21 protein-coding genes are annotated in these 19369 nt (G+C 48.0%); 14 read left to right on the top strand and 7 right to left on the bottom strand.

Annotation, left to right across the window (positions count from 1 at the left end):
* The first annotated feature begins 36 nt into the window (after positions 1-36).
* The 4 genes from argR to spo0A all read left to right on the top strand — a co-directional run bounded on the left by argR (position 37) and on the right by spo0A (position 4773).
* Entirely contained in the window at positions 37-486 is a 450-nt protein-coding gene (gene argR / locus NYE68_RS13210; RefSeq protein WP_003153173.1) for a transcriptional regulator ArgR, read from the top strand.
* Between the two features lie 31 nt (positions 487-517).
* A complete protein-coding gene (gene recN / locus NYE68_RS13205) occupies positions 518-2248 on the top strand; it encodes a DNA repair protein RecN (RefSeq protein ID WP_015417799.1) in 1731 nt (576 codons plus the stop codon).
* A gap of 163 nt (positions 2249-2411) precedes the next feature.
* The gene (spoIVB, locus tag NYE68_RS13200) at positions 2412-3692 is read left to right on the top strand and encodes a SpoIVB peptidase (protein ID WP_007408360.1); all 1281 of its coding nucleotides are present in this window, start codon (positions 2412-2414) and stop codon (positions 3690-3692) included.
* A gap of 280 nt (positions 3693-3972) precedes the next feature.
* Positions 3973-4773, top strand: coding sequence for a sporulation transcription factor Spo0A (gene spo0A, locus NYE68_RS13195; protein ID WP_324636725.1), 801 nt, complete (start codon positions 3973-3975; stop codon positions 4771-4773).
* A 148-nt stretch (positions 4774-4921) separates the two neighbouring features.
* Here the strand turns inward: spo0A and alr are convergent, their stop codons facing one another.
* The 6 genes from alr to NYE68_RS13165 form a co-directional block, all read right to left on the bottom strand.
* Positions 4922-6103 (bottom strand): alanine racemase, encoded by a 1182-nt coding sequence (gene alr, locus NYE68_RS13190; RefSeq protein WP_012117960.1) that lies wholly within the window; start codon positions 6101-6103, stop codon positions 4922-4924.
* A 175-nt stretch (positions 6104-6278) separates the two neighbouring features.
* Positions 6279-6491 (bottom strand): spore germination protein, encoded by a 213-nt coding sequence (locus tag NYE68_RS13185; RefSeq protein ID WP_003153181.1) that lies wholly within the window; start codon positions 6489-6491, stop codon positions 6279-6281.
* Positions 6492-6616: 125 nt separating this feature from the next.
* The gene (locus NYE68_RS13180) at positions 6617-6829 is read right to left on the bottom strand and encodes a spore germination protein (protein WP_007408362.1); all 213 of its coding nucleotides are present in this window, start codon (positions 6827-6829) and stop codon (positions 6617-6619) included.
* Between the two features lie 125 nt (positions 6830-6954).
* Positions 6955-8073 (bottom strand): NADH-dependent flavin oxidoreductase, encoded by a 1119-nt coding sequence (locus NYE68_RS13175; RefSeq protein ID WP_031378952.1) that lies wholly within the window; start codon positions 8071-8073, stop codon positions 6955-6957.
* 93 nt (positions 8074-8166) lie between these two features.
* Positions 8167-8304 carry a hypothetical protein gene (locus NYE68_RS13170; RefSeq protein WP_168768911.1) on the bottom strand — a complete coding sequence of 46 codons (138 nt, stop codon included), beginning with the start codon at positions 8302-8304 and terminating at the stop codon, positions 8167-8169.
* A 296-nt stretch (positions 8305-8600) separates the two neighbouring features.
* Positions 8601-9233, bottom strand: coding sequence for a helix-turn-helix domain-containing protein (locus tag NYE68_RS13165; RefSeq protein ID WP_007408365.1), 633 nt, complete (start codon positions 9231-9233; stop codon positions 8601-8603).
* Positions 9234-9379: 146 nt separating this feature from the next.
* On the opposite strand from NYE68_RS13165, the gene ytaF reads away from it, so the two are divergent.
* From ytaF to prpB, 10 genes are all read left to right on the top strand, one after another.
* Complete coding sequence (ytaF, locus tag NYE68_RS13160) at positions 9380-10003, top strand: sporulation membrane protein YtaF (protein WP_040237929.1); 624 nt, start codon at positions 9380-9382, stop codon at positions 10001-10003.
* Positions 10004-10311: 308 nt separating this feature from the next.
* Positions 10312-10629, top strand: coding sequence for a hypothetical protein (locus NYE68_RS13155; protein ID WP_014721488.1), 318 nt, complete (start codon positions 10312-10314; stop codon positions 10627-10629).
* Between the two features lie 19 nt (positions 10630-10648).
* The gene (locus NYE68_RS13150) at positions 10649-11275 is read left to right on the top strand and encodes an N-acetylmuramoyl-L-alanine amidase (protein ID WP_007612483.1); all 627 of its coding nucleotides are present in this window, start codon (positions 10649-10651) and stop codon (positions 11273-11275) included.
* Positions 11276-11362: 87 nt separating this feature from the next.
* Positions 11363-12100, top strand: a complete 738-nt coding sequence (locus NYE68_RS13145) for a glycerophosphodiester phosphodiesterase (protein ID WP_015240188.1) — start codon at positions 11363-11365, stop codon at positions 12098-12100.
* Between the two features lie 140 nt (positions 12101-12240).
* Complete coding sequence (locus tag NYE68_RS13140) at positions 12241-13422, top strand: acetyl-CoA C-acetyltransferase (RefSeq protein WP_015417795.1); 1182 nt, start codon at positions 12241-12243, stop codon at positions 13420-13422.
* Positions 13423-13441: 19 nt separating this feature from the next.
* Positions 13442-14293: a 3-hydroxybutyryl-CoA dehydrogenase gene (locus tag NYE68_RS13135; protein ID WP_061890714.1), complete on the top strand. Its 852-nt coding sequence runs from the start codon at positions 13442-13444 to the stop codon at positions 14291-14293.
* Between the two features lie 29 nt (positions 14294-14322).
* A complete protein-coding gene (locus NYE68_RS13130) occupies positions 14323-15456 on the top strand; it encodes an acyl-CoA dehydrogenase (protein WP_039254531.1) in 1134 nt (377 codons plus the stop codon).
* A 23-nt stretch (positions 15457-15479) separates the two neighbouring features.
* On the top strand, positions 15480-16577 hold the full coding sequence (mmgD, locus tag NYE68_RS13125) for a citrate synthase (RefSeq protein ID WP_015417792.1): 1098 nt from the start codon (positions 15480-15482) through the stop codon (positions 16575-16577).
* 25 nt (positions 16578-16602) lie between these two features.
* The gene (locus NYE68_RS13120) at positions 16603-18030 is read left to right on the top strand and encodes a bifunctional 2-methylcitrate dehydratase/aconitate hydratase (protein WP_324636726.1); all 1428 of its coding nucleotides are present in this window, start codon (positions 16603-16605) and stop codon (positions 18028-18030) included.
* Between the two features lie 18 nt (positions 18031-18048).
* A complete protein-coding gene (gene prpB, locus NYE68_RS13115; protein ID WP_324636728.1) occupies positions 18049-18954 on the top strand; it encodes a methylisocitrate lyase in 906 nt (301 codons plus the stop codon).
* Between the two features lie 28 nt (positions 18955-18982).
* Here the strand turns inward: prpB and NYE68_RS13110 are convergent, their stop codons facing one another.
* Entirely contained in the window at positions 18983-19225 is a 243-nt protein-coding gene (locus NYE68_RS13110) for a DUF2627 domain-containing protein (protein ID WP_324636730.1), read from the bottom strand.
* Positions 19226-19369: the final 144 nt, after the last annotated feature.

Here is a 19369-nt window from a genome sequence, read left to right as displayed (position 1 = left end):
TAATGACAAGAACAGCTTGAAAACAGAGGTGCTTACATGACAAAAGGCCAAAGGCATATAAAAATCAGAGAGCTTATTACAAGCCATGAGATTGAAACGCAGGATGACTTAGTTGACATGCTGAGAGAAGAAGGATATAAGGTAACTCAGGCGACTGTCTCCAGAGACATTAAAGAGCTGCATCTCGTAAAGGTGCCGACAAACAACGGCTCCTACAAATACAGCCTGCCGGCGGATCAGCGGTTCAATCCGCTGTCAAAACTGAAGCGTTCATTAATGGATGCGTTCGTAAAAATTGACTCAGCAAGCCATATGATCGTATTAAAAACGATGCCGGGGAATGCTCAGGCAATCGGCGCTCTGATGGATAATCTCGAATGGGAAGAAATCATGGGCACGATTTGCGGAGATGACACGATCTTAATCATCTGCAGGACGCCTGAAGATACGGAGGGCGTTCAAAGCCGTCTTTTGGAGCTGCTGTAGCGTAATTATCAGATAAAAGGTGGAATGCTGTTTGTTAGCTGAACTATCAATAAAAAACTTTGCCATTATAGAGGAACTGACGATTTCGTTTGAGCGGGGGCTCACCGTCCTGACGGGAGAAACAGGGGCCGGCAAGTCAATTATTATAGACGCCGTTTCCCTATTAGTCGGCGGCCGCGGCTCGTCTGAATTTGTCCGTTACGGTGAAACAAAGGCCGAGCTTGAAGGACTGTTTCTATTGGACAGCGGTCATCCCGTTTTTGAAGTATGCCGTGAGCAGGGAATAGACGCATCTGACGACATGATTGTCATGAGAAGGGACATTAATGCCGGAGGAAAAAGCGTCTGCCGTGTCAACGGAAAATTAGTGACGATTGCGGCTTTGAGGGAAATCGGCAGACTTTTATTAGATATTCACGGACAGCATGATAACCAGCTGTTAATGGAGGACGATAAACACTTAGAGCTGTTGGACAGGTTTGCGGGCGCTGAGGCCGAATCCGCGCTTCAGGCTTACCATGAAGGCTATGAGCGTTATATGAAGCTGCTCAAAAAAGTGAAGAAGCTGTCAGAAAGCGAGCAGGAAATGGCGCATCGGCTAGACCTGATTCAATTTCAGCTTGAAGAAATCGAGTCGGCGAAGCTTGAATTGAATGAAGACGAGCTTCTTCAGGAAGAGCGGAAGCAGATATCCAACTTTGAAAAAATTTATGAATCATTGCAAAACGCCTATAATGCGCTCCGCAGCGAACAGGGGGGGCTTGACTGGGTCGGAATGGCCTCTGCCCAGCTTGAAGATATTTCGGATATCAATGAACCGCTGCAAAAACTGTCAGAAAGTGTGTCAAGTTCCTATTATCTGTTGGAGGATGCAACCTTTCAGATGCGCAATCTGTTAGATGATCTGGAATATGACCCGGAACGGCTGAATTTTATTGAAACCCGTTTAAATGAGATCAAACAGCTGAAGCGCAAATACGGAGCGACGGTAGAAGACATTTTGGAATACGGCTCCAAAATAGAAGAGGAAATCGATCAAATCGAGAACCGCGACAGCCACCTTGAAGCGCTGAAGAAGGAACTGGAGTCGGTCGGCAAAGATGTGGCCGTAGAAGCCGCGAATTTATCAAAAATCAGAAAAGCATGGGCTAAGAAACTGGCGGAAGCGATTCATCAGGAATTAAAAAGTCTGTATATGGGCAAATCAACGTTTGATACGGAATTTCTCGTGAAAACCGATCCGTCAGCCAGTGAAGCACCGGTTGTTGACGGGCAGCCCGTGCAGCTTACCCAAAAGGGGATTGACCTTGTGAAGTTTTTAATTTCAACAAACACCGGTGAGCCTTTAAAACCGCTGTCAAAGGTCGCTTCCGGAGGCGAGCTTTCAAGGGTGATGCTGGCGATGAAAAGTATTTTTTCTTCCCAGCAGGATGTCACCTCCATCATCTTTGACGAAGTGGACACCGGTGTAAGCGGGCGGGTTGCCCAAGCCATCGCGGAAAAAATCCATAAAGTATCGACCGGTTCACAGGTGCTCTGCATTACACACCTGCCGCAGGTTGCCGCTATGGCGGATACGCACCTTCTGATCGCAAAAGAATTCAAAGACGGCCGGACGACAACGCATGTCACGCCGCTTTCTAAACAGGACAAGGTAGCGGAAATCGGCCGCATGATTGCGGGCGTCGAAGTGACCGATCTGACAAAACGGCATGCACAAGAGCTTTTAAAACAGGCCGGACAGGTAAAAACGACAGGATAAGCTGCTGATACAGGCAGCTTATTTTTTTGTTCCATTTCTCTAACAGTGTATCCAATGTTTTTCTTCGTATGCCGGTTATAAATCAAGCGCAGGAAGGCAAAAGTATAGATGTAGCAGAAAAAGAAAGTGGTGTGGGATAGGAGCGAGGAGAGTGAAGGAATGAATGCACGATAACATGAGGAAAGCAATAGGTGTAATTCTCCTTGTTTCTTTACTAAGTGTAGGCTTTTTTAAGCCATTTAAAGAATATTTACTGATACCATCAGAAATGAGCGTCTTTGAAAACCAGACACAGGCCGTTCCGGTTAATGCATCAATAAGCGCTGAAAAGGGCGAATTATCAGAAGCCTTTACGCTGAAAGAAGAGCACGGCCATGCAAACATAACAGGGCAAACACAAGGCCGGTCAGAAGTAGTATATGATCTTGCCGGATTTCCCATTAAAAAAACAAAAGTGCGTGTCCTTCCAGAATTGAAGGTCATTCCGGGCGGACAGTCCATCGGTGTAAAACTGCATTCAGTCGGTGTTTTGGTGGTCGGTTTTCACCAAGTGATGACAAAGGATGGGAAAAAGTCTCCGGGAGAACAAGCGGGAATTGAATCTGGCGACATCATTATTAAAATGAACGGACATAAAATTGAAAAAATGAGCGACATCGCCCCGTTTATTCAAAAAGCGGGCAAAACCGGTGAATCTTTGGATTTATTGGTGAAACGCGATAAGCAAAAAATCAAAACAAAGCTGATTCCGACAAAGGACGAAGCCGAGGGGAAATATCGAATCGGCCTTTATATCCGCGATTCGGCAGCCGGCATCGGCACCATGACATTTTTTGAACCGAAAACAAAAAAATACGGCGCATTGGGCCACGTCATCTCTGATATGGATACAAAAAAACCGATTGTCGTAGAAGACGGAGAAATCGTCCGTTCAACTGTAACATCAATTGAAAAAGGAAAAGGCGGCAATCCCGGCGAAAAACTGGCAAGGTTTTCGTCAGAACGGAAAACGATCGGCGATATTAACCGCAACAGCCCGTTCGGCATCTTCGGGACACTGCATCAGCCGATTAAAAACAACATTTCCGACAAAGCGCTTCCGATTGCTTTGTCAAATGAAGTAAAAAAAGGACCTGCGCAAATGCTGACGGTTATCGAAAACGATAAAGTAGAGAAATTTGATATTGAAATCGTCAGCACCACGCCGCAAAAATTCCCGGCGACAAAGGGAATGGTGTTGAAAGTGACAGATCCGAAACTGCTGAAAAGAACCGGCGGAATCGTTCAGGGGATGAGCGGAAGCCCGATCATCCAGAACGGAAAGGTCGTCGGAGCCGTAACCCACGTATTTGTCAATGATCCGACAAGCGGCTACGGCGTTCATATCGAATGGATGCTGTCTGAAGCGGGTGTTGATGTTTACGGGAAAGACAAAGCAAGCTGACTGCCGGATGATCCGGCAGTTTTTTTATGTGATGCGTTCTTCACTTCTTTCCTGGATTCATGTAAAATAAGACATGAAGATTTTTCGACAAATTCACGTTTCCTGATTTGTCAAACTTAATTTTTAGTCGAAAAACCTAGAAAATGCTAGAAAAACAAAGATATACCACTATTATTGGTAAATATGGATTTTTTAAAAGGGGAAGTAGTGGTTTTGTCGAATGTAACATGTAGCAGTCAAATGGGTTGCGTCCTGTTAATACATTGGGGGAGGAAGAAACGTGGAGAAAATTAAAGTTTGTGTTGCTGATGATAATCGAGAGCTTGTAAGCCTGTTGAGTGAATATATAGAGGGACAGGATGATATGGAAGTGATCGGCGTTGCTTATAACGGACAGGAATGTCTTTCTTTGTTTAAAGATAAGAATCCAGATGTGCTCGTTTTAGACATTATCATGCCGCATCTGGACGGACTTGCGGTTTTGGAGCGTCTGCGGGAATCAGAGCTCGAGAAGCAGCCGAACGTCATCATGCTGACGGCATTCGGTCAGGAAGACGTTACGAAAAAAGCCGTCGATTTAGGCGCGTCCTATTTCATCCTGAAGCCGTTTGATATGGAAAACCTTGTCGGCCATATTCGCCAGGTAAGCGGAAATATCAGCAGTGTCACACACCGTGCGCCGTCTGCGCAAAGCAGCATTATCCGCAGCCAGCCTGAGCCGAAGCGGAAAAATCTCGATGCCAGCATTACAAGCATTATCCATGAGATCGGTGTGCCTGCCCATATCAAAGGCTATCTTTATTTGCGTGAAGCCATTTCCATGGTGTATAACGATATTGAACTCCTCGGCAGCATCACAAAAGTCCTTTATCCCGACATCGCCAAAAAATTCAACACGACTGCAAGCCGTGTAGAACGGGCCATCCGCCACGCCATTGAAGTCGCATGGAGCAGGGGAAATATTGATTCCATTTCTTCACTGTTCGGATATACGGTAAGCATGACAAAAGCAAAGCCAACCAACTCGGAATTCATCGCGATGGTTGCTGACAAGCTGAGATTGGAGCATAAAGCTTCGTAACGCAAGCTTTTGGCTAGATGTCTTTTTCGCGCCTTCTATTCCGTGCATGAACGCGGAAGAGAAGGCGTTTTGAAATTTTGCTGACGAAAACAATGGAAATCATTCATGCCGGTACTTGTTCTATACATAAATGCGGGATCTATGCCGTCTACACGTATAATACCGGAGCTGATATTTTAATGATTTTGCCGTCTCTGAAATAAAAGCGGGGGACACGGCGGCTTAACACAGATAAGACTTCGTAGCTGATCGTACCGAGCATTTCGGCAATTTCATCAACGGAAATCTCGGCCCCTTGTTGTTTACCGTAGATGACGACTTCTTCTCCTTGTTTGCCCTCATTCTCACCTAAACTGACCATGATCATATCCATTGTCACTCTCCCCGCCACCGGCACCCGTCTACCGCGGTGAAGAATAAACCCGCGGTTGGACAGGGCGCGGGAGTAACCGTCACCATAGCCGATCGGAATCGTCGCGATGATTTCACCCGGTTCGGCGATATATGTGGCGCCATAACTGACGGTCCGGGGATCTGTCACCATGGCTTTCACATAAGCGATACGCGCCTTTAAACTTAGTGCGGGTGTGAGATCCACGAGGTTCAGTTCCTTTATCGAGGCGGACGGATATAAACCATATAACCCAATGCCTAAACGGATCATGTCGGCGCTGAATTCCGGGAATGCGATAGCGGCGGCTGTATTGCACATATGCACGGTAGGCAGCGTAATGTCTTGATTTTTTAAAAAGCGGAGAAAGCTGATAAACTTTTCGTGCTGCAGCATCGTCAGCTCAGTGTCCGGTTCATCCGCTGTTGAAAAATGTGTAAAGATGCCATCCCATGACAGATATGTACTCGACTTGAGCGCTTTCACCACTGCTAAAAGATCTTCTTCCGTACGCACACCCAGCCGGCCCATTCCCGTATCCACATTGATATGAATGGACAGCCGTTTCGAATCTGCTTCTTTTTCCAATATCCGATTCGCTTTTTTGATCCAGCTGACTTGAAACGCTGATAATGTTATGTTCCAAACGGCAGATTTTTTCACACAGCTGAGAGCTGTGAAGCCGAGCACAAGAATAGGTGCCGTAATTCCCGCTCTCCGTAACACAATTCCCTCTTCGACGCTGGCGACAGCGAGCTCGCTCGCTCCGCTTTCCAGTGCCTGCCGCGCTACTTCAACAGAGCCGTGGCCATAAGCGTTCGCTTTTACGACGGCCATAATTTTAGACGTATTCGGAATATGGCGGCGGATCGCCCGTACGTTCTTTTTTATCGCATCAAGGTCAACTTCAATCCAAACTTCCCGGCAAAGTTTTTTCATCACGATTCCTTCTTTCCTTAATGAGATTCAGTACTCATGCTTTCAATCTGCATTCTATTCATCTTTAACTGAAATCATTCAAAACATGGAAAGGTGATCGCTGATGTTTAAAATCAAGTTTTCGGGAAATCAGTGTGCCTGCTTTATTTATGCTGAAAGGGCTGCTTGGCAGCCCTTAAATTGACTTTACAATATTCTGATCTGAAAATTGATGTTCAAACATTTTGGACTGGCTTACAGCATTGTTTTGAATGACAATGCCGATATTTCCCCCTCCGGCACCGAAAACGGTTTTTGATGCAGTCAGCGGACTGATGGATATGGCGCCGCCAACATTGACAACTCCGTTTCCTGATACGTTGTTTATCGTAATCGGGCAACCGCTCATTCTATTTTTTCTCCTTTCTCTCACAGTCTACTAACTATATGTACGCTGTGATATGGAATAAGATTAAACAAAACGGCAAAAAGAATCCGGCTGCTGCCAGCCGGAAAGGGAGGGAAATACGGATGTCATAATGTTTTCGTTACATTTTGATCAGAGTATTGTGAGCTTGAAGATTGAGATGTGCTGGATTGATTCATTTGCAGGACCATCCCCGTATTTCCCCCACCTGAGCCGTAGACGGTTTTTGATACGGTTAAAGGACTTATCGAAAACGCACCGCCGACATTGACAACCCCGTTTCCGGAAAGACTGTTAATCGTAATAGGAAAACCAGCCATCATATACGGTCTCCTTTCTATTAATCTATTTACTATATGTACGCTGTGTGTTAGAAATAGGAGTAAACAAAGCGGTAAAAACTTGTGAATCAAAAAAACTGCCGGACATCCGGCAGTTTTTTAGTCTACTTTTCAAACGGCACCCAGCCGCCTGTATTCTGAATCATTTCCCATAACGGTTCAGGAAGTCGGTATTTCTCAATTTCAGATGCTTGAATGGCTTTTTCGATTTCCTGTTCGCGGCCTTCTTTGACCAGCACCGCCCATTCGGGGTTAATCAAAATGACACGTCCCAGAGCCACCAGCGGAATTCCGCTTTCTAATACAGCAAGCGCTTCGTCCGCGGTATAGATGGAACCGACGGCCATCAGCGGCACTTTATGGCCGACGCGTTCGTTTAATAAATCCATCCGCGTCCGTGAAGTATCCGCCCCGCGGCGGGCTTTGGAATTGACATCCATCAGTGAAATATGCAGATAATCCAAGTTCTCTTCTGCAAGCGCGTCGGCGAGCATGAATGTTTCTTTCATTGTAAGCCCCGGTGTTTCCGGCTCTTCCGGTGACAGGCGGTAGCCGAGAACGAATGGATTTTCAGCGTGTGTATCAATTGCCTGTTTGACAGCGTCAACGACTGCAAGCGGGAACGCAAGGCGCTTTTCATCGCTTCCGCCCCAGCGGTCTGTGCGCCGGTTTGTTTTCGGTGAATAAAATTGGTGAATCAGGTACCCGTTTGCCCCGTGAATTTCAACACCGTCAAAGCCGGCTTCAATCGCTCTGCGTGTCGCTTCGCCGAATGCTTTCACGATGTGCTCAATTTCTTGTTCGGTGAGAGCCCGGGACGTTTGTCTCCCGTCTTCTTCTGAGCCGCTCGGGCTGACGACGTCGTTGTTTGGCACGAGTTCAGGAGGGCATTCCAATCCTCCGTGGTGAATCTGCACAACGGCTTTCGCTCCTTGAGACTGGATCGCCTGAGCGAGTTTTTTCAAGCCGGGAATGTGAGAATCATCATAGATGCCGGGCTGGCCTGGAAACGCTTTGCCGTCCGGCGTTACGTTTGCACATGCCGTAATGACCATGCCCATTTCTTTTGAACGGGGAGTAATGTAGTTTAATTCACGGTCGGAAATCGTTCCGTCATCATTTGATGAATAGTGTGTCATCGGTGCGACTGAAATACGGTTTGGTATAGTGACGCCGCTTTCGAACGTAAAAGGTTCAAACAGCGGTTTATAAGTTTGCTTCATCATTTCGCCTTCTTCCTTAGGAGTTTAACTCGTCCGTATTCTAGCTTATGTTTTAATTGTGTGCAATTATTTTGCTTGTTCTTCTTCCTGAGGTTATGATCGGCTGAACCATTTAAACGAATGAAACGGTTTTCTCCGTTCCTTTTCAGAATCTTTATATCCTCCTGAAATTTGATGGCCGATCGAGCTGAATATGACAGCGGCGGCGAAGAGGAGAATGATTTTTTTCATATACATATCTTCTTTCTTATCTTTTACAAGGTTATTTATAAGCATACGCTTGTGCGAAAAAACCGTCAATTTGTTTTTATTTATTCTTTTTTCCACTTTCCTGCGGCGAATATCGTTCCGATCTGAATCACAACACTTAACAGAGCGCATACTGCCACAACTGTGTTGCTGTCCATAGAAGACACCCTCCTTTTTGTTAGGTTGATGTATCATATGACAGCTGTCTCTGTTTTGACAAAACCGTAATGCGGTGTTTCATATTTTTCAACACAAAAAGGGCGCTTCTTTAAGCGCCTTTACTTTTTTTTCAGCCGGTTCAAAGCGATTTGAACGGCGATGGCGTCATCCAGGTAGCCGATCGGAAACATGTAATCCGGAATGACGTCGGTCGCTAAAATATAATACAGCAGCGCGCTCCCGAGAATCGCGCGGTCTTCAGCCGGTGTTGATTCATCCATATACTGATGATGCATGTTTTTCAAATGATCAATAAAAGGGCCGACGCTTTCTTCATTGTCCATTTTCTTTTGAAACTCATCGCAAATCAGGCGATGGCCCTGCTGGGTTTTGGCATATTGTTCATATCTGGTCAGTTCGCGCTCAATTTGCTCCCGGGAAAAAGGCTGATCAAACATCTCGGCCATATTCAGCATATCCTGAATCGCGTGCATCGGGTCTTGCGGCGCAGCTTCTTTTTCATGGCCGATGTCTATGCCTGACGCCTCAAGCAATTCCTCCAGCGGGGTGCGGAGATGTTTTGAAAATTCCTGAAGATGCTTTAAATTGGCCTTCTGCTTGCCGTTTATAATCCGGGAGATGGTGGCCGTATCAATGTTTGTTAAGGCGCCGAGTTTTCTCATAGAGAGCGAGTGCTTATCAAGCAGTGATTTTAAAAGGGGCCCCAGTGTCGTATTTTTATTTTCTGTCAAGGGTGTCACCTCGTTTCCGCCGGAATGATGATCATTAATCAATAATTTTTGCAGAAAAGGTACCTTTTCTGTGCTGCTGAATAGGATAGTGTAGATTCAACGGCACAACATGTTGAAAAGACATCAAAGAATGGAGAGAAACGAACATGGCTTGGTTATTGATTTTAGGTTTGGCAGTGTCCTCGAGCATTGATAATTTAGGAGTGGGGATGTCATACGGCATCAGAAAAATCAAAATATCGCATGCGTCAAATATGATGATCGCTTTTATCTGTTTTGTATTCAGTTATATCGGAATTTATTTCGGCAAATGGATTTCAGCCGTTTTACCGGGCTTTCTTCCTGTATTGCTGGCGGCGTTTATTTTATCTGTCATCGGTATCCGCATCATTCTGCTGGCTGTGCCGAGAAAAACAGCGCGTGTTGGCGCGTCAGAAAAAAAAGGCCGTTTTGCCGGTCTGCTGCAAAATCCGGAGGCAGCGGATGCCGACGGTTCGGGAGAAATCGGTATATTGGAATCCATGGTTCTCGGGGTGGCCGTATCCGCAAATGCGCTGACCAACGGATTAAGCGCGGGGTTGATCGGGCTTTCTCCCGCTGCCATTTCCATCACTGCGGCGGTCGGAAGCTTTTTGACCATATGGATCGGCTGCTCGCTTGGAAAAAAAGCCGCGTCATTGCGCATCGGTTCTTTTCACGTCGGACAGTTCAGCACGGTGCTGAGCGGAGTGATTATTCTCATCATTGCCGCCAATACGCTGCTCTTTTAAGTTGTCCCGTTCATTTTATGAAAAGCTCAAAATAAATATGAATGTTTCTATTCGGGAGAGCGCATGACGCGGCTCTCTTTTTTTGCCGATCTGATATTTTTTCAAAATGAACAGAAAGTCGTCCGTTTCCGTTAAATTCTGCATATTCAGCCTTCAGACAGAACCTTTTTCATAGACTGATCAGCTTGTTTTCTTTCTAAGTTCAGGTAAACAGCAGGTCAGATAGCCTTCATTCCAAATATGGAAAAGCGCTGGAGGAATGAAGGCTCCCTTTACAAATCGGCCATTCTGTTAAAAGATAAAGCCGAATGAGAAAACGTGAGGTGATCTGTGTGAAGTCTGTCATACTTCTGATCTTCACCGCATGGCTGTTATCAGGCTGCGAGTATACCGCGGAGGCTGATGCGGCGCCGTCATTTACTCAGGAAGGAACATTTATAAAAGCGGCCGGAAACGATACGATCGCGGTCGAAATTGACGGAGAAAGGCAAGAGGTGAAGGTGCCTTTCGCTAAGCGGTTTGAATGTCAGTCTCTGCCTGAACATACGGCGGTGCAAATCACCTATAAAAAAGAGAGCAACGGACAATTACGGCTTGAGGAACTGAAAAAAGAAACAGATATGTGAAAACGGGGAGGAAAAAAACGTGGGTTTACTGACAAAAAGCGCTGCTGCCTTCGGTGCCGCTCTTCTTCTGCTTGCGCCGTCTGCTTATGCAGCTGAACCTTTGCAAGGGAAAACCATTTATATCGATGCCGGACATGGCGGAGAAGACAGCGGGGCCGGCGGAAATGGACTGCTTGAGAAAAACATCAATTTAGCGGTGTCAAACAAGGTAATCGCCAAATTGGAGACAGAAGGCGCAAAACCTGTTGCTTCAAGGACTGACGATACTTTTTTACGGTTGGACGAGCGGGTGGCGAAAGCAAGCGCCAGCCAATCCGATTTATTCGTCAGCCTCCATACGAATTCAGCCGTATCAACGGCATCGGGCACGGAAACGTATTTTAATTCGACATATGAAGGAGCAGACAGCGAAAGGCTTGCTTCCGACATCCAGCAGCAGCTTGTCACGTCTTTAGGGATGAGGGACAGAGGCGTAAAAGAAGCTCCTTTTTATGTTATTACATATTCAAAGATGCCGAGTGTGCTGGCTGAATTAGGTTTTATCACAAATCCTCAAGATGCGGACAAGCTGAAAAGCGATAACGGACAAGAGCACGCCGCGGACGCCGTTGTAAACGGAATCGAAACCTATTACAGCGGACGGTAATTATAAAATATGTGTAAATAGCACCCTCCTTATGTGCATAACGATTATAATAGAGAAAACCGATGACAAACACCTGAGGTGACACATATGACGAATATTTTTGCCCACCGGGGGGCGTCGGGCGACTGCCCTGAAAATACGATGCCCGCATTCAAAAAAGCGATTGAGGACGGGGCTGACGGAATCGAACTTGATGTACAGATGACAAAAGACGGCCGGATCGTGGTCATTCACGATGAAACCCTCGACCGCACGACGTCTTTGAAAGGATTTGTGAAAGATACGGCGTATGACAAAATCAGAACCGCCGATGCCGCCGGAAAATGGAAAGATGCTTTTAAAGGTGTCAGAATTCCGCTTTTGTCAGATGTGCTGCGTTTTGCGGAACGTGCTGATTTTCTGATAAACATTGAGCTGAAAAACAGTGTATTCCGTTACGAAGGAATGGAAGAAGAAGTGATTAAAAAAGTCAGATATTACGGACTGGAAAAGCGCGTTATTTTTTCTTCATTTAATCATGAGAGTCTCGCGGTTTGCCACGCCTTGGCGCCTGAAATTGAACGGGCGGTGCTGACAATGGATGTGCTGTACCGGCCTGAACGGTATCTTGCCGCCATTCCCGCTTCAGGTTATCATCCGAAGCTCGGTACGCCGGCGGTGAGCGCTGAAGTGATCAAACATCTTGCAAAACACCAAGCGGCGCTCCGTCCGTTCACCGTCAATCGTCCCGAGGATATGAAGCAGCTGATGAAAGCGGGAGCAGACGCAATTTTTACCGATTATCCAAAGCTGGCTGTTTCTATAAAAGAAGAATGCCGCAGCTGAGAAGACTGTTCAGACAGTCTTCTTTTTTTATGGGCGGGAAAAAGGCGGTGCACTCATAACTCGGTCAGCCGGTTCATATATTGTAACAGGGCGTTTTGTGTAAGCGTTATCTTTTATCTTATTGAAAGTGAGGCAAAATTGTGGGAAAAACGGTTATCGTCAGTGCGGCAAGAACGCCGTTCGGAAAATTTGGCGGCGCATTAAAAGAGGTAAAGGCAGCCGAGCTTGGCGGCATTGCCATAAAAGAAGCAATCAAGCGCGCCGCTATCAGTGAAAGCGAAGCGGAAGGAGCGGTGATGGGAATGGTCGTCCAGGCGGGTGCCGGGCAGATACCGGCACGGCAGGCTGCAAGATATGCCGGGCTTCCGTGGTCCGTTCCGGCTGAAACCATTAATAAGGTCTGTGCATCGGGGCTCAGGGCCGTTACCATCTGTGATCAAATGATCCGGGCGAAAGATGCGGACGTGCTGATTGCAGGCGGAATGGAAAGCATGAGCAATATTCCGTACGCCATTCCGGCCGGCCGCTGGGGTGTGAGGATGGGGGACGGGGTGTTTCAGGATTTAATGGTTCATGACGGGCTGACCTGTGCGTTCGACCAGGTGCATATGGCTGTCCACGGAAGCACTGCGGCCAAAAAGTACGGCATTTCCCGGGATGAACAGGATCATTACGCTCTTTTGAGTCAGAAACGCGCGGCTGAGGCGGCCGAGGCGGGCAAATTGCGTGAAGAAATTGTCCCCGTCACCTGGACCGGCAAAAAGGGCAAACAGCATACCGTTGAAGCGGATGAGGGGCTGCGCCCTGATACGAGCCTTGAGCAGCTTGCAGCGCTCAAGCCAATTTTTACAGCCGACGGAACGGTTACAGCCGGAAACGCTCCCGGTGTAAATGACGGGGCCGGAGCATTTGTGCTGATGTCAGAGGAAAAAGCCGCGAAGCAGCATGTCAGGCCGCTCGCAGCGATACTTGGCTTTGCGTCCGTCGGACTGGAAGCGTCCGAGCTGGCAAGCGCGCCGGGAGAGGCCATCAGCCGGCTCTTGACAAAAACCGGACTGTCCGTTGACGATATTGATTTGTTTGAAGTAAATGAAGCATTTGCGTCCGTCGTGCTCGTGAGTGAAAAAATAGCCGGGTTCAGCCGGGAAAAAGTGAATGTAAACGGAGGGGCGATTGCGTTCGGCCACCCGATCGGCGCAAGCGGAGCGAGAATCATCATGAGTTTAATATACGAATTAAAGCGTCGCGGAGGAGGTTTAGGCATAGCGGCTATATGCAGCGGAGCGGCTCAAGGAGATGCCGTCCTGCTTGAGGTGTACTGATCAAAGGAGGGAGCGCCGGATGAAGATGAAAACAATCATGGTCGCAGGTGCCGGTCAGATGGGAGCAGGCATCGCGCAGACGGCTGCAGAAGCCGGGTTTGCCGTCAAGTTATACGATTGGGAGCCGGAAATGGTAACAAAAGGTCTTCACCGCATAAAGACAAACCTGGAGAAAGAGCAGGCAAAAGGACGGAAGACACAGCAGGAGACAGATGCCGTTTTCAGCCGTATTTCCCCGGCAGAGCTCACAGAAGCGGGAGATGCTGATTTTGTAATTGAAGCCATTGCAGAAAACAAAAAAGCAAAAGCAGAATTGTTTGACACACTAGATAAAATCTGTCCCCCTCATGCCGTATTGGCAAGCAATACGTCTTCTCTTCCCATTACGGAGCTTGCCGCGGCAACAAAAAGGCCTGAAAAAGTAATCGGCATGCATTTTATGAATCCGGTTCCTGTCATGGAGCTTGTCGAAGTCATCAGAGGACTCGCCACATCGGAAGAAACGGCGGAAACAGTAAAGAAGCTTGCCGTCCGGATGAATAAAACCCCTGTCGAAGTCAATGACTTCCCGGGCTTTATATCTAATCGCATATTAATGCCGATGATTAACGAAGCCGTTTATTGCCTTTACGAAGGAGCAGCTTCAAAGGAAGCGATTGATGAGGTGATGAAGCTCGGCATGCGGCATCCGATGGGTCCTTTAACATTAGCTGACTTCATCGGGCTGGATACGTGCCTTTCCATTATGGAGGTTCTCTATGCGGGGCTCGGAGATTCGAAATACCGCCCATGCCCTCTGCTCAGAAAATATGTCAGCGCCGGCTGGCTCGGCAAAAAAAGCGGGCGCGGTTTTTATGAGTACGGCAGATGACGTAAAGATCATGAGGGGAGACGGCAGCCATGCATTTTACAGAAGAGCACATCATGATGAGAAAAATGGTGCGTGATTTTGCCCGCAAGGAAATCGCGCCGGTGGTTGAGCTCATGGAATCAACAGATGAATTTCCGGAGCGGCTGATTAAAAAAATGGGCGAAGCGGGATTGATGGGCATTCCCGTCCCGGAAGCTTACGGCGGGGCGGGTGCTGATACAACATCTTACATTTTAGCGATTCATGAAATATCAAAAGTCAGCGCGGCCGTCGGCGTCATTTTGTCCGTCCACACATCGGTAGGGACAATCCCGATTTTGCATTTTGGGACAGAAGCCCAAAAACAAACGTATATTCCGAAGCTGGCAGCGGGCGAATATATTGGGGCTTTTGCGCTTACTGAGCCTCAATCCGGATCTGATGCGGGCAGCCTGAAAACAACGGCCGTGCGAAAAGGCGGTTCATATATTCTGAACGGTTCAAAAATCTTTATTACAAACGGCGGAGCGGCAGATCTGTATCTGACATTCGCCATAACCGATCCGGGTAAGGGGAGAAAGGGAATTTCCGCGTTTATCATTGAGAAAAACACACCCGGTTTTTCTGTCGGAAAAAAAGAAAAAAAGCTCGGACTGTTAGGTTCCAATACTGTCGAATTGCAGTTTGACCAAGCGGAAATTCCGGTTGAAAACCGGCTCGGCGAAGAGGGTGAAGGCTTTTCAATCGCCATGAAAAACCTTGACGTCGGACGGATCGGCATAGCGGCTCAGGCGCTCGGGATTATCGAAGCGGCGCTCGGCTGCTCGGTGGAGTACGCCAAAACCCGCAGCCAGTTCGGCAGACCCATCGCTTCGAATCAGGCCGTTTCATTTAAATTATCTGACATGGCGACGAATGCGGAAGCTGCCAAATTATTGGTCTATCATGCTGCTGATCTGTATCAGCGAGGGCTTCCGTGCGGAAAAGAAGCATCTATGGCGAAGCAATTCGCGTCCGATGCGGCGATGAAAGCGGCGGTGGAGGCTGTGCAGATTCACGGCGGCTACGGCTATATGAAAGAGTATCCCGCGGAGCGTTTATTTCGGGATGCGAAAGTCACGCAAATCTATGAAGGAACCAATGAGATTCAAAGGCTGATTATTTCTAAGTATCTTCTTCAATAAAAAGTGCGCAAAGGAGCGAAACCATGGAATCTTATTCTCCCGGTTTAGATGGCGTCATAGCGGTGGAAACGGGGATTTCTTTCCTGGATACACAGCAGGGCAGTATTTTAATCAAAGGCCACGATCTGATTGAGCTTTCTAAAACGGCCGGCTATATGGACATTGTTCATCTCTTATTGGAAGACAGACTTCCTGATGCGAAAGAGAAGGCGGCGCTTGAAGAAGACGTTCGGCGCGGCGGGCACCTTCCCGAGGAAATCTTGCACATATGCCGTCTGCTGCCTGAACATACTCACCCGATGGACGGACTGAGGACGGGTTTGTCCGCGCTTGGAGGCTTTGACAAGGACATCGATGACCGTTCATCTTCCGTAAATCAGCACCGCGTACGCGGACTGATAGGCAAAATGCCGAATCTGACGGTCAACAGCTATCGAGTCATCAACGGGCTGGAGCCTTTGGCGCCGGTCGGAACCTTATCATACAGCGCAAACTTTTTATATATGATTACCGGAAAAACACCGTCATCTTTGGAAGAAGAAATCTTCGACCGGTCGCTTCTTTTATACAGTGAGCATGAATTGCCGAACTCAACGTTTACGGCCCGTGTCATCGCTTCGACGCAATCGGATATTTACGGCGCGCTGACCGGAGCCGTCGCCTCGCTTAAGGGAAATCTTCACGGCGGAGCGAACGAAGCGGTTATGTACATGCTTGAGGAAGCGAAGGATACAGACGGGTTTATACAATTATTAACTCAAAAACTCGCAAACAAAGAAAAAATCATGGGCTTCGGCCACCGTGTCTACATGAAAAAAATGGACCCGAGGGCGCTCATGATGAAAGAAGCGTTAAAAAAGCTGTCTGATCTTTCAGGTGATTTCCGTCTTTATCATATGTGTGAAGCCGGCGAAACCGTCATGCGGGAGAAAAAAGGCCTTTATCCGAATTTAGATTACTACGCAGCGCCGGTCTATTACATGCTCGGCATCCCAATATCGCTGTACACGCCTATATTCTTCAGTGCACGGACGGTCGGATTGTGTGCCCACGTCATTGAACAGCACAGCCGAAACCGGCTTTTCCGCCCGCGTGTCCGCTATACCGGAGCGCGCCTGTAAACAGATGAGAAAGGAAGATGAAAACATGACAGAACCCCGCCGAATGGACGCTGTAATCGAAGAGATTTCTGACTACGTGCTCCATCAGGAGATTGACAGTTCAGAAGCTTTTACTACGGCAGGACATGTGCTTCTTGATACGATAGGCTGCGGAATTTTGGCGCTCAGCTATCCCGAATGTACAAAGCTGCTCGGCCCGATTGTCCCGGGAACCTCCGTGCCCAACGGCAGCAGAGTCCCGGGCACGCCTTTTGTTTTAGACCCGGTCACGGCTGCTTTTAATATCGGCTGTATCAACAGGTGGCTCGATTATAATGATACGTGGCTTGCTGCGGAATGGGGTCATCCGTCTGATAATCTCGGAGGCATATTGGCTTGTGCGGATTATCTATCCAGAGTGCGGATTTCAGAAGGGAAAGAACCGCTTACCGTGCGCGATGTGCTTTGCGCAATGATCAAAGCGCACGAAATTCAAGGAATTCTCGCTTTGGAAAACAGCTTAAACAGAGTGGGGCTTGACCATGTGCTGTTTGTGAAAGTGGCGACTGCGGCTGTTTGCGCACAAATGCTGGGCGGCTCAAGAGAGGAAATCAATAACGCCGTATCTCACGCTTGGATTGATAATTCAAGCCTCAGAACGTATCGGCATGCGCCGAACACCGGATCACGCAAATCATGGGCGGCCGGTGACGCGACGAGCAGAGGCGTATATTTGGCCCTTATGGCGCACAAAGGTGAAATGGGGTACCCGACGGCTCTGACCGCATCTGGGTGGGGATTTCAAGACGTACTGTTTAACCGGCAGGAAATGAAGCTTGCCCGCCCGCTTGGGTCTTATGTGATGGAGAATGTTTTGTTTAAAGTATCCTACCCGGCTGAATTCCACGCCCAGACAGCGGCGGAATGCGCGGTCCGGCTTCATCCGGAGGTGAAAGACCGCATCGAAGACATTGACAGGATCACGATTATGACCCATGAGTCGGCAATCCGGATTATCGATAAAAAAGGGCCGCTTCACAATCCGGCTGACCGGGATCACTGCCTCCAGTATATTACGGCAATCGGGCTGCTTTTCGGGGATATCACGGCGGATCATTATGAAGAGGAAACGGCGTCTGACCCGCGAATTGATACATTGCGGAGCAAAATGGAGGTGACGGAACACAAAGCGTACTCAAAAGATTACTTAGACCCGAATAAGCGATCCATATCAAATGCCGTACAGGTGCATTTTACAGACGGCACGGCTACGGGACGGATTGAATGTGAATACCCGCTCGGGCACCGGTTCCGCAGAAAAGAAGCCGTTCCGAAAATTCTTGCCAAGTTTTCAGCAAACATCAGCACTCATTTTTCATTGAAGCAGCAGCGTAAAATCAAAGAGGCCTGTAAAGATAGCGGCCGAATGCAGAAGCTCAGCGTTAGTGAATTTATGGACTTATTTCTCGTATAAAATAGGAGGGTGACAAACATGACGTGGATCGTCAGCAAGCAGTCGTCTCAAGAGGAGCTTGCAGAGCGGTTCCGTACGCTGATGGCAGCGCCGGATCTATTGCAGATCCCCGGCGCTCACGATGCGATGGCCGCTCTTATCGCCAAGAAAACGGGGTTTTCGGCTCTTTATTTATCAGGCGCGGCTTACACGGCGAGCAGAGGGCTTCCCGATTTAGGGATCATCACGTCGGCGGAAATGGCTGAACGGGTTAAAGATCTGGTCCGCTCGTCTGATCTGCCCGTCCTTGTCGATATTGACACGGGTTTCGGAGGCGTGCTGAATGCCGCCCGGACGGCGAAAGAAATGTATGAAGCGCGCGCGGCCGCCGTCCAGATGGAGGATCAGCGCCTGCCGAAAAAATGCGGACATCTGAATGGGAAGCAGCTCGTGCCGATTGAAGAAATGGAGCAAAAAATCCAAGCGGTCAAGCGGGCCGCGCCGACTCTTCTTGTTGTTGCGAGAACAGACGCCAGACAGCAGGAAGGATTGGAGGGGGCATTAAAAAGGGCGTCCGCTTATATAAAAGCGGGTGCTGACGCTGTTTTTCCGGAAGCGCTCCAATCCGAAAGTGAATTCAGAGCGTTCTCCAAACAAATCAGTGTGCCGATTCTCGCAAACATGACTGAATTCGGAAAAACGCCGTATTACAGTGCTGATGAATTTTCCGATATGGGCTGTCAGATGGTCATTTACCCGGTCACGTCACTCAGAACGGCAGCCAAGGCTTTTGAGCGTATTTTCCGCCTTCTGAAAGAAGAAGGCTCGCAAAAAGAGGGGCTTTCTGATATGCAGACGAGAAAAGAATTATATGAAACGATTGCTTACGATGACTATGAAGAACTGGATCAATCCATTGCCAAAACAATACTGCCGGACGACTGAAAAAGCCCTTTTTTTGCAAGGGCTTTTTTTACAGCTTTTTTTTCCTGAACCGCGGGCTGACTTGATTGCGTTTCCGATCTCTGTACAGAATAAACCCGGCCAGAACATAAAGGCCGAACAAAAAAAACGCCAATCCGGCCGCCCCCTGAAGAAAAAGGGACGGAAACGGGGAAAACGCATGCCCGAATAATGCATCTCTCATCAGCTTAATGCCGAGCGCCGCGACAGCGCCGGGGAGGACCAGAATCAAAAGCGCAGCAAGCCGGCTCATATTCAGAAAACCCCTTTACGATATGTTTTCCTTTATTGTCCAATCGAAAAAATATTTTGTCAAGAGATCAAAACGTGGTAACATAGGGGTTGTGCAAATTATTGCAACGGGAAATACAGGTGTGCAAATTTTTTCATATAAAGG

The organism is Bacillus sp. FSL R5-0447 (assembly GCF_038606125.1).
In the GTDB taxonomy this organism is placed as follows: Bacteria; Bacillota; Bacilli; order Bacillales; family Bacillaceae; genus Bacillus; species Bacillus velezensis.
This window is presented reverse-complemented; position numbering and strand designations above follow the sequence as displayed.

What these genes read in the sequence shown, in the direction of transcription:
- argR (WP_003153173.1), top strand. Translation starts at nt 37, where the DNA reads ATGACAAAAGGCCAAAGGCATATAAAAATCAGAGAGCTTATTACAAGC.
- spoIVB (WP_007408360.1), top strand. Translation starts at nt 2,412, where the DNA reads ATGCACGATAACATGAGGAAAGCAATAGGTGTAATTCTCCTTGTTTCT.
- alr (WP_012117960.1), bottom strand. Translation starts at nt 6,103, where the DNA reads ATGAAAAAACTTTGCCGGGAAGTTTGGATTGAAGTTGACCTTGATGCG.
- NYE68_RS13185 (WP_003153181.1), bottom strand. Translation starts at nt 6,491, where the DNA reads ATGAGCGGTTGCCCGATTACGATAAACAACGTATCAGGAAACGGAGTT.
- NYE68_RS13180 (WP_007408362.1), bottom strand. Translation starts at nt 6,829, where the DNA reads ATGGCTGGTTTTCCTATTACGATTAACAGTCTTTCCGGAAACGGGGTT.
- NYE68_RS13175 (WP_031378952.1), bottom strand. Translation starts at nt 8,073, where the DNA reads ATGAAGCAAACTTATAAACCGCTGTTTGAACCTTTTACGTTCGAAAGC.
- NYE68_RS13170 (WP_168768911.1), bottom strand. Translation starts at nt 8,304, where the DNA reads ATGAAAAAAATCATTCTCCTCTTCGCCGCCGCTGTCATATTCAGCTCG.
- ytaF (WP_040237929.1), top strand. Translation starts at nt 9,380, where the DNA reads ATGGCTTGGTTATTGATTTTAGGTTTGGCAGTGTCCTCGAGCATTGAT.
- NYE68_RS13155 (WP_014721488.1), top strand. Translation starts at nt 10,312, where the DNA reads ATGAGAAAACGTGAGGTGATCTGTGTGAAGTCTGTCATACTTCTGATC.
- NYE68_RS13145 (WP_015240188.1), top strand. Translation starts at nt 11,363, where the DNA reads ATGACGAATATTTTTGCCCACCGGGGGGCGTCGGGCGACTGCCCTGAA.
- NYE68_RS13135 (WP_061890714.1), top strand. Translation starts at nt 13,442, where the DNA reads ATGAAGATGAAAACAATCATGGTCGCAGGTGCCGGTCAGATGGGAGCA.
- NYE68_RS13130 (WP_039254531.1), top strand. Translation starts at nt 14,323, where the DNA reads ATGCATTTTACAGAAGAGCACATCATGATGAGAAAAATGGTGCGTGAT.
- mmgD (WP_015417792.1), top strand. Translation starts at nt 15,480, where the DNA reads ATGGAATCTTATTCTCCCGGTTTAGATGGCGTCATAGCGGTGGAAACG.
- NYE68_RS13120 (WP_324636726.1), top strand. Translation starts at nt 16,603, where the DNA reads ATGACAGAACCCCGCCGAATGGACGCTGTAATCGAAGAGATTTCTGAC.
- prpB (WP_324636728.1), top strand. Translation starts at nt 18,049, where the DNA reads ATGACGTGGATCGTCAGCAAGCAGTCGTCTCAAGAGGAGCTTGCAGAG.
- NYE68_RS13110 (WP_324636730.1), bottom strand. Translation starts at nt 19,225, where the DNA reads ATGAGCCGGCTTGCTGCGCTTTTGATTCTGGTCCTCCCCGGCGCTGTC.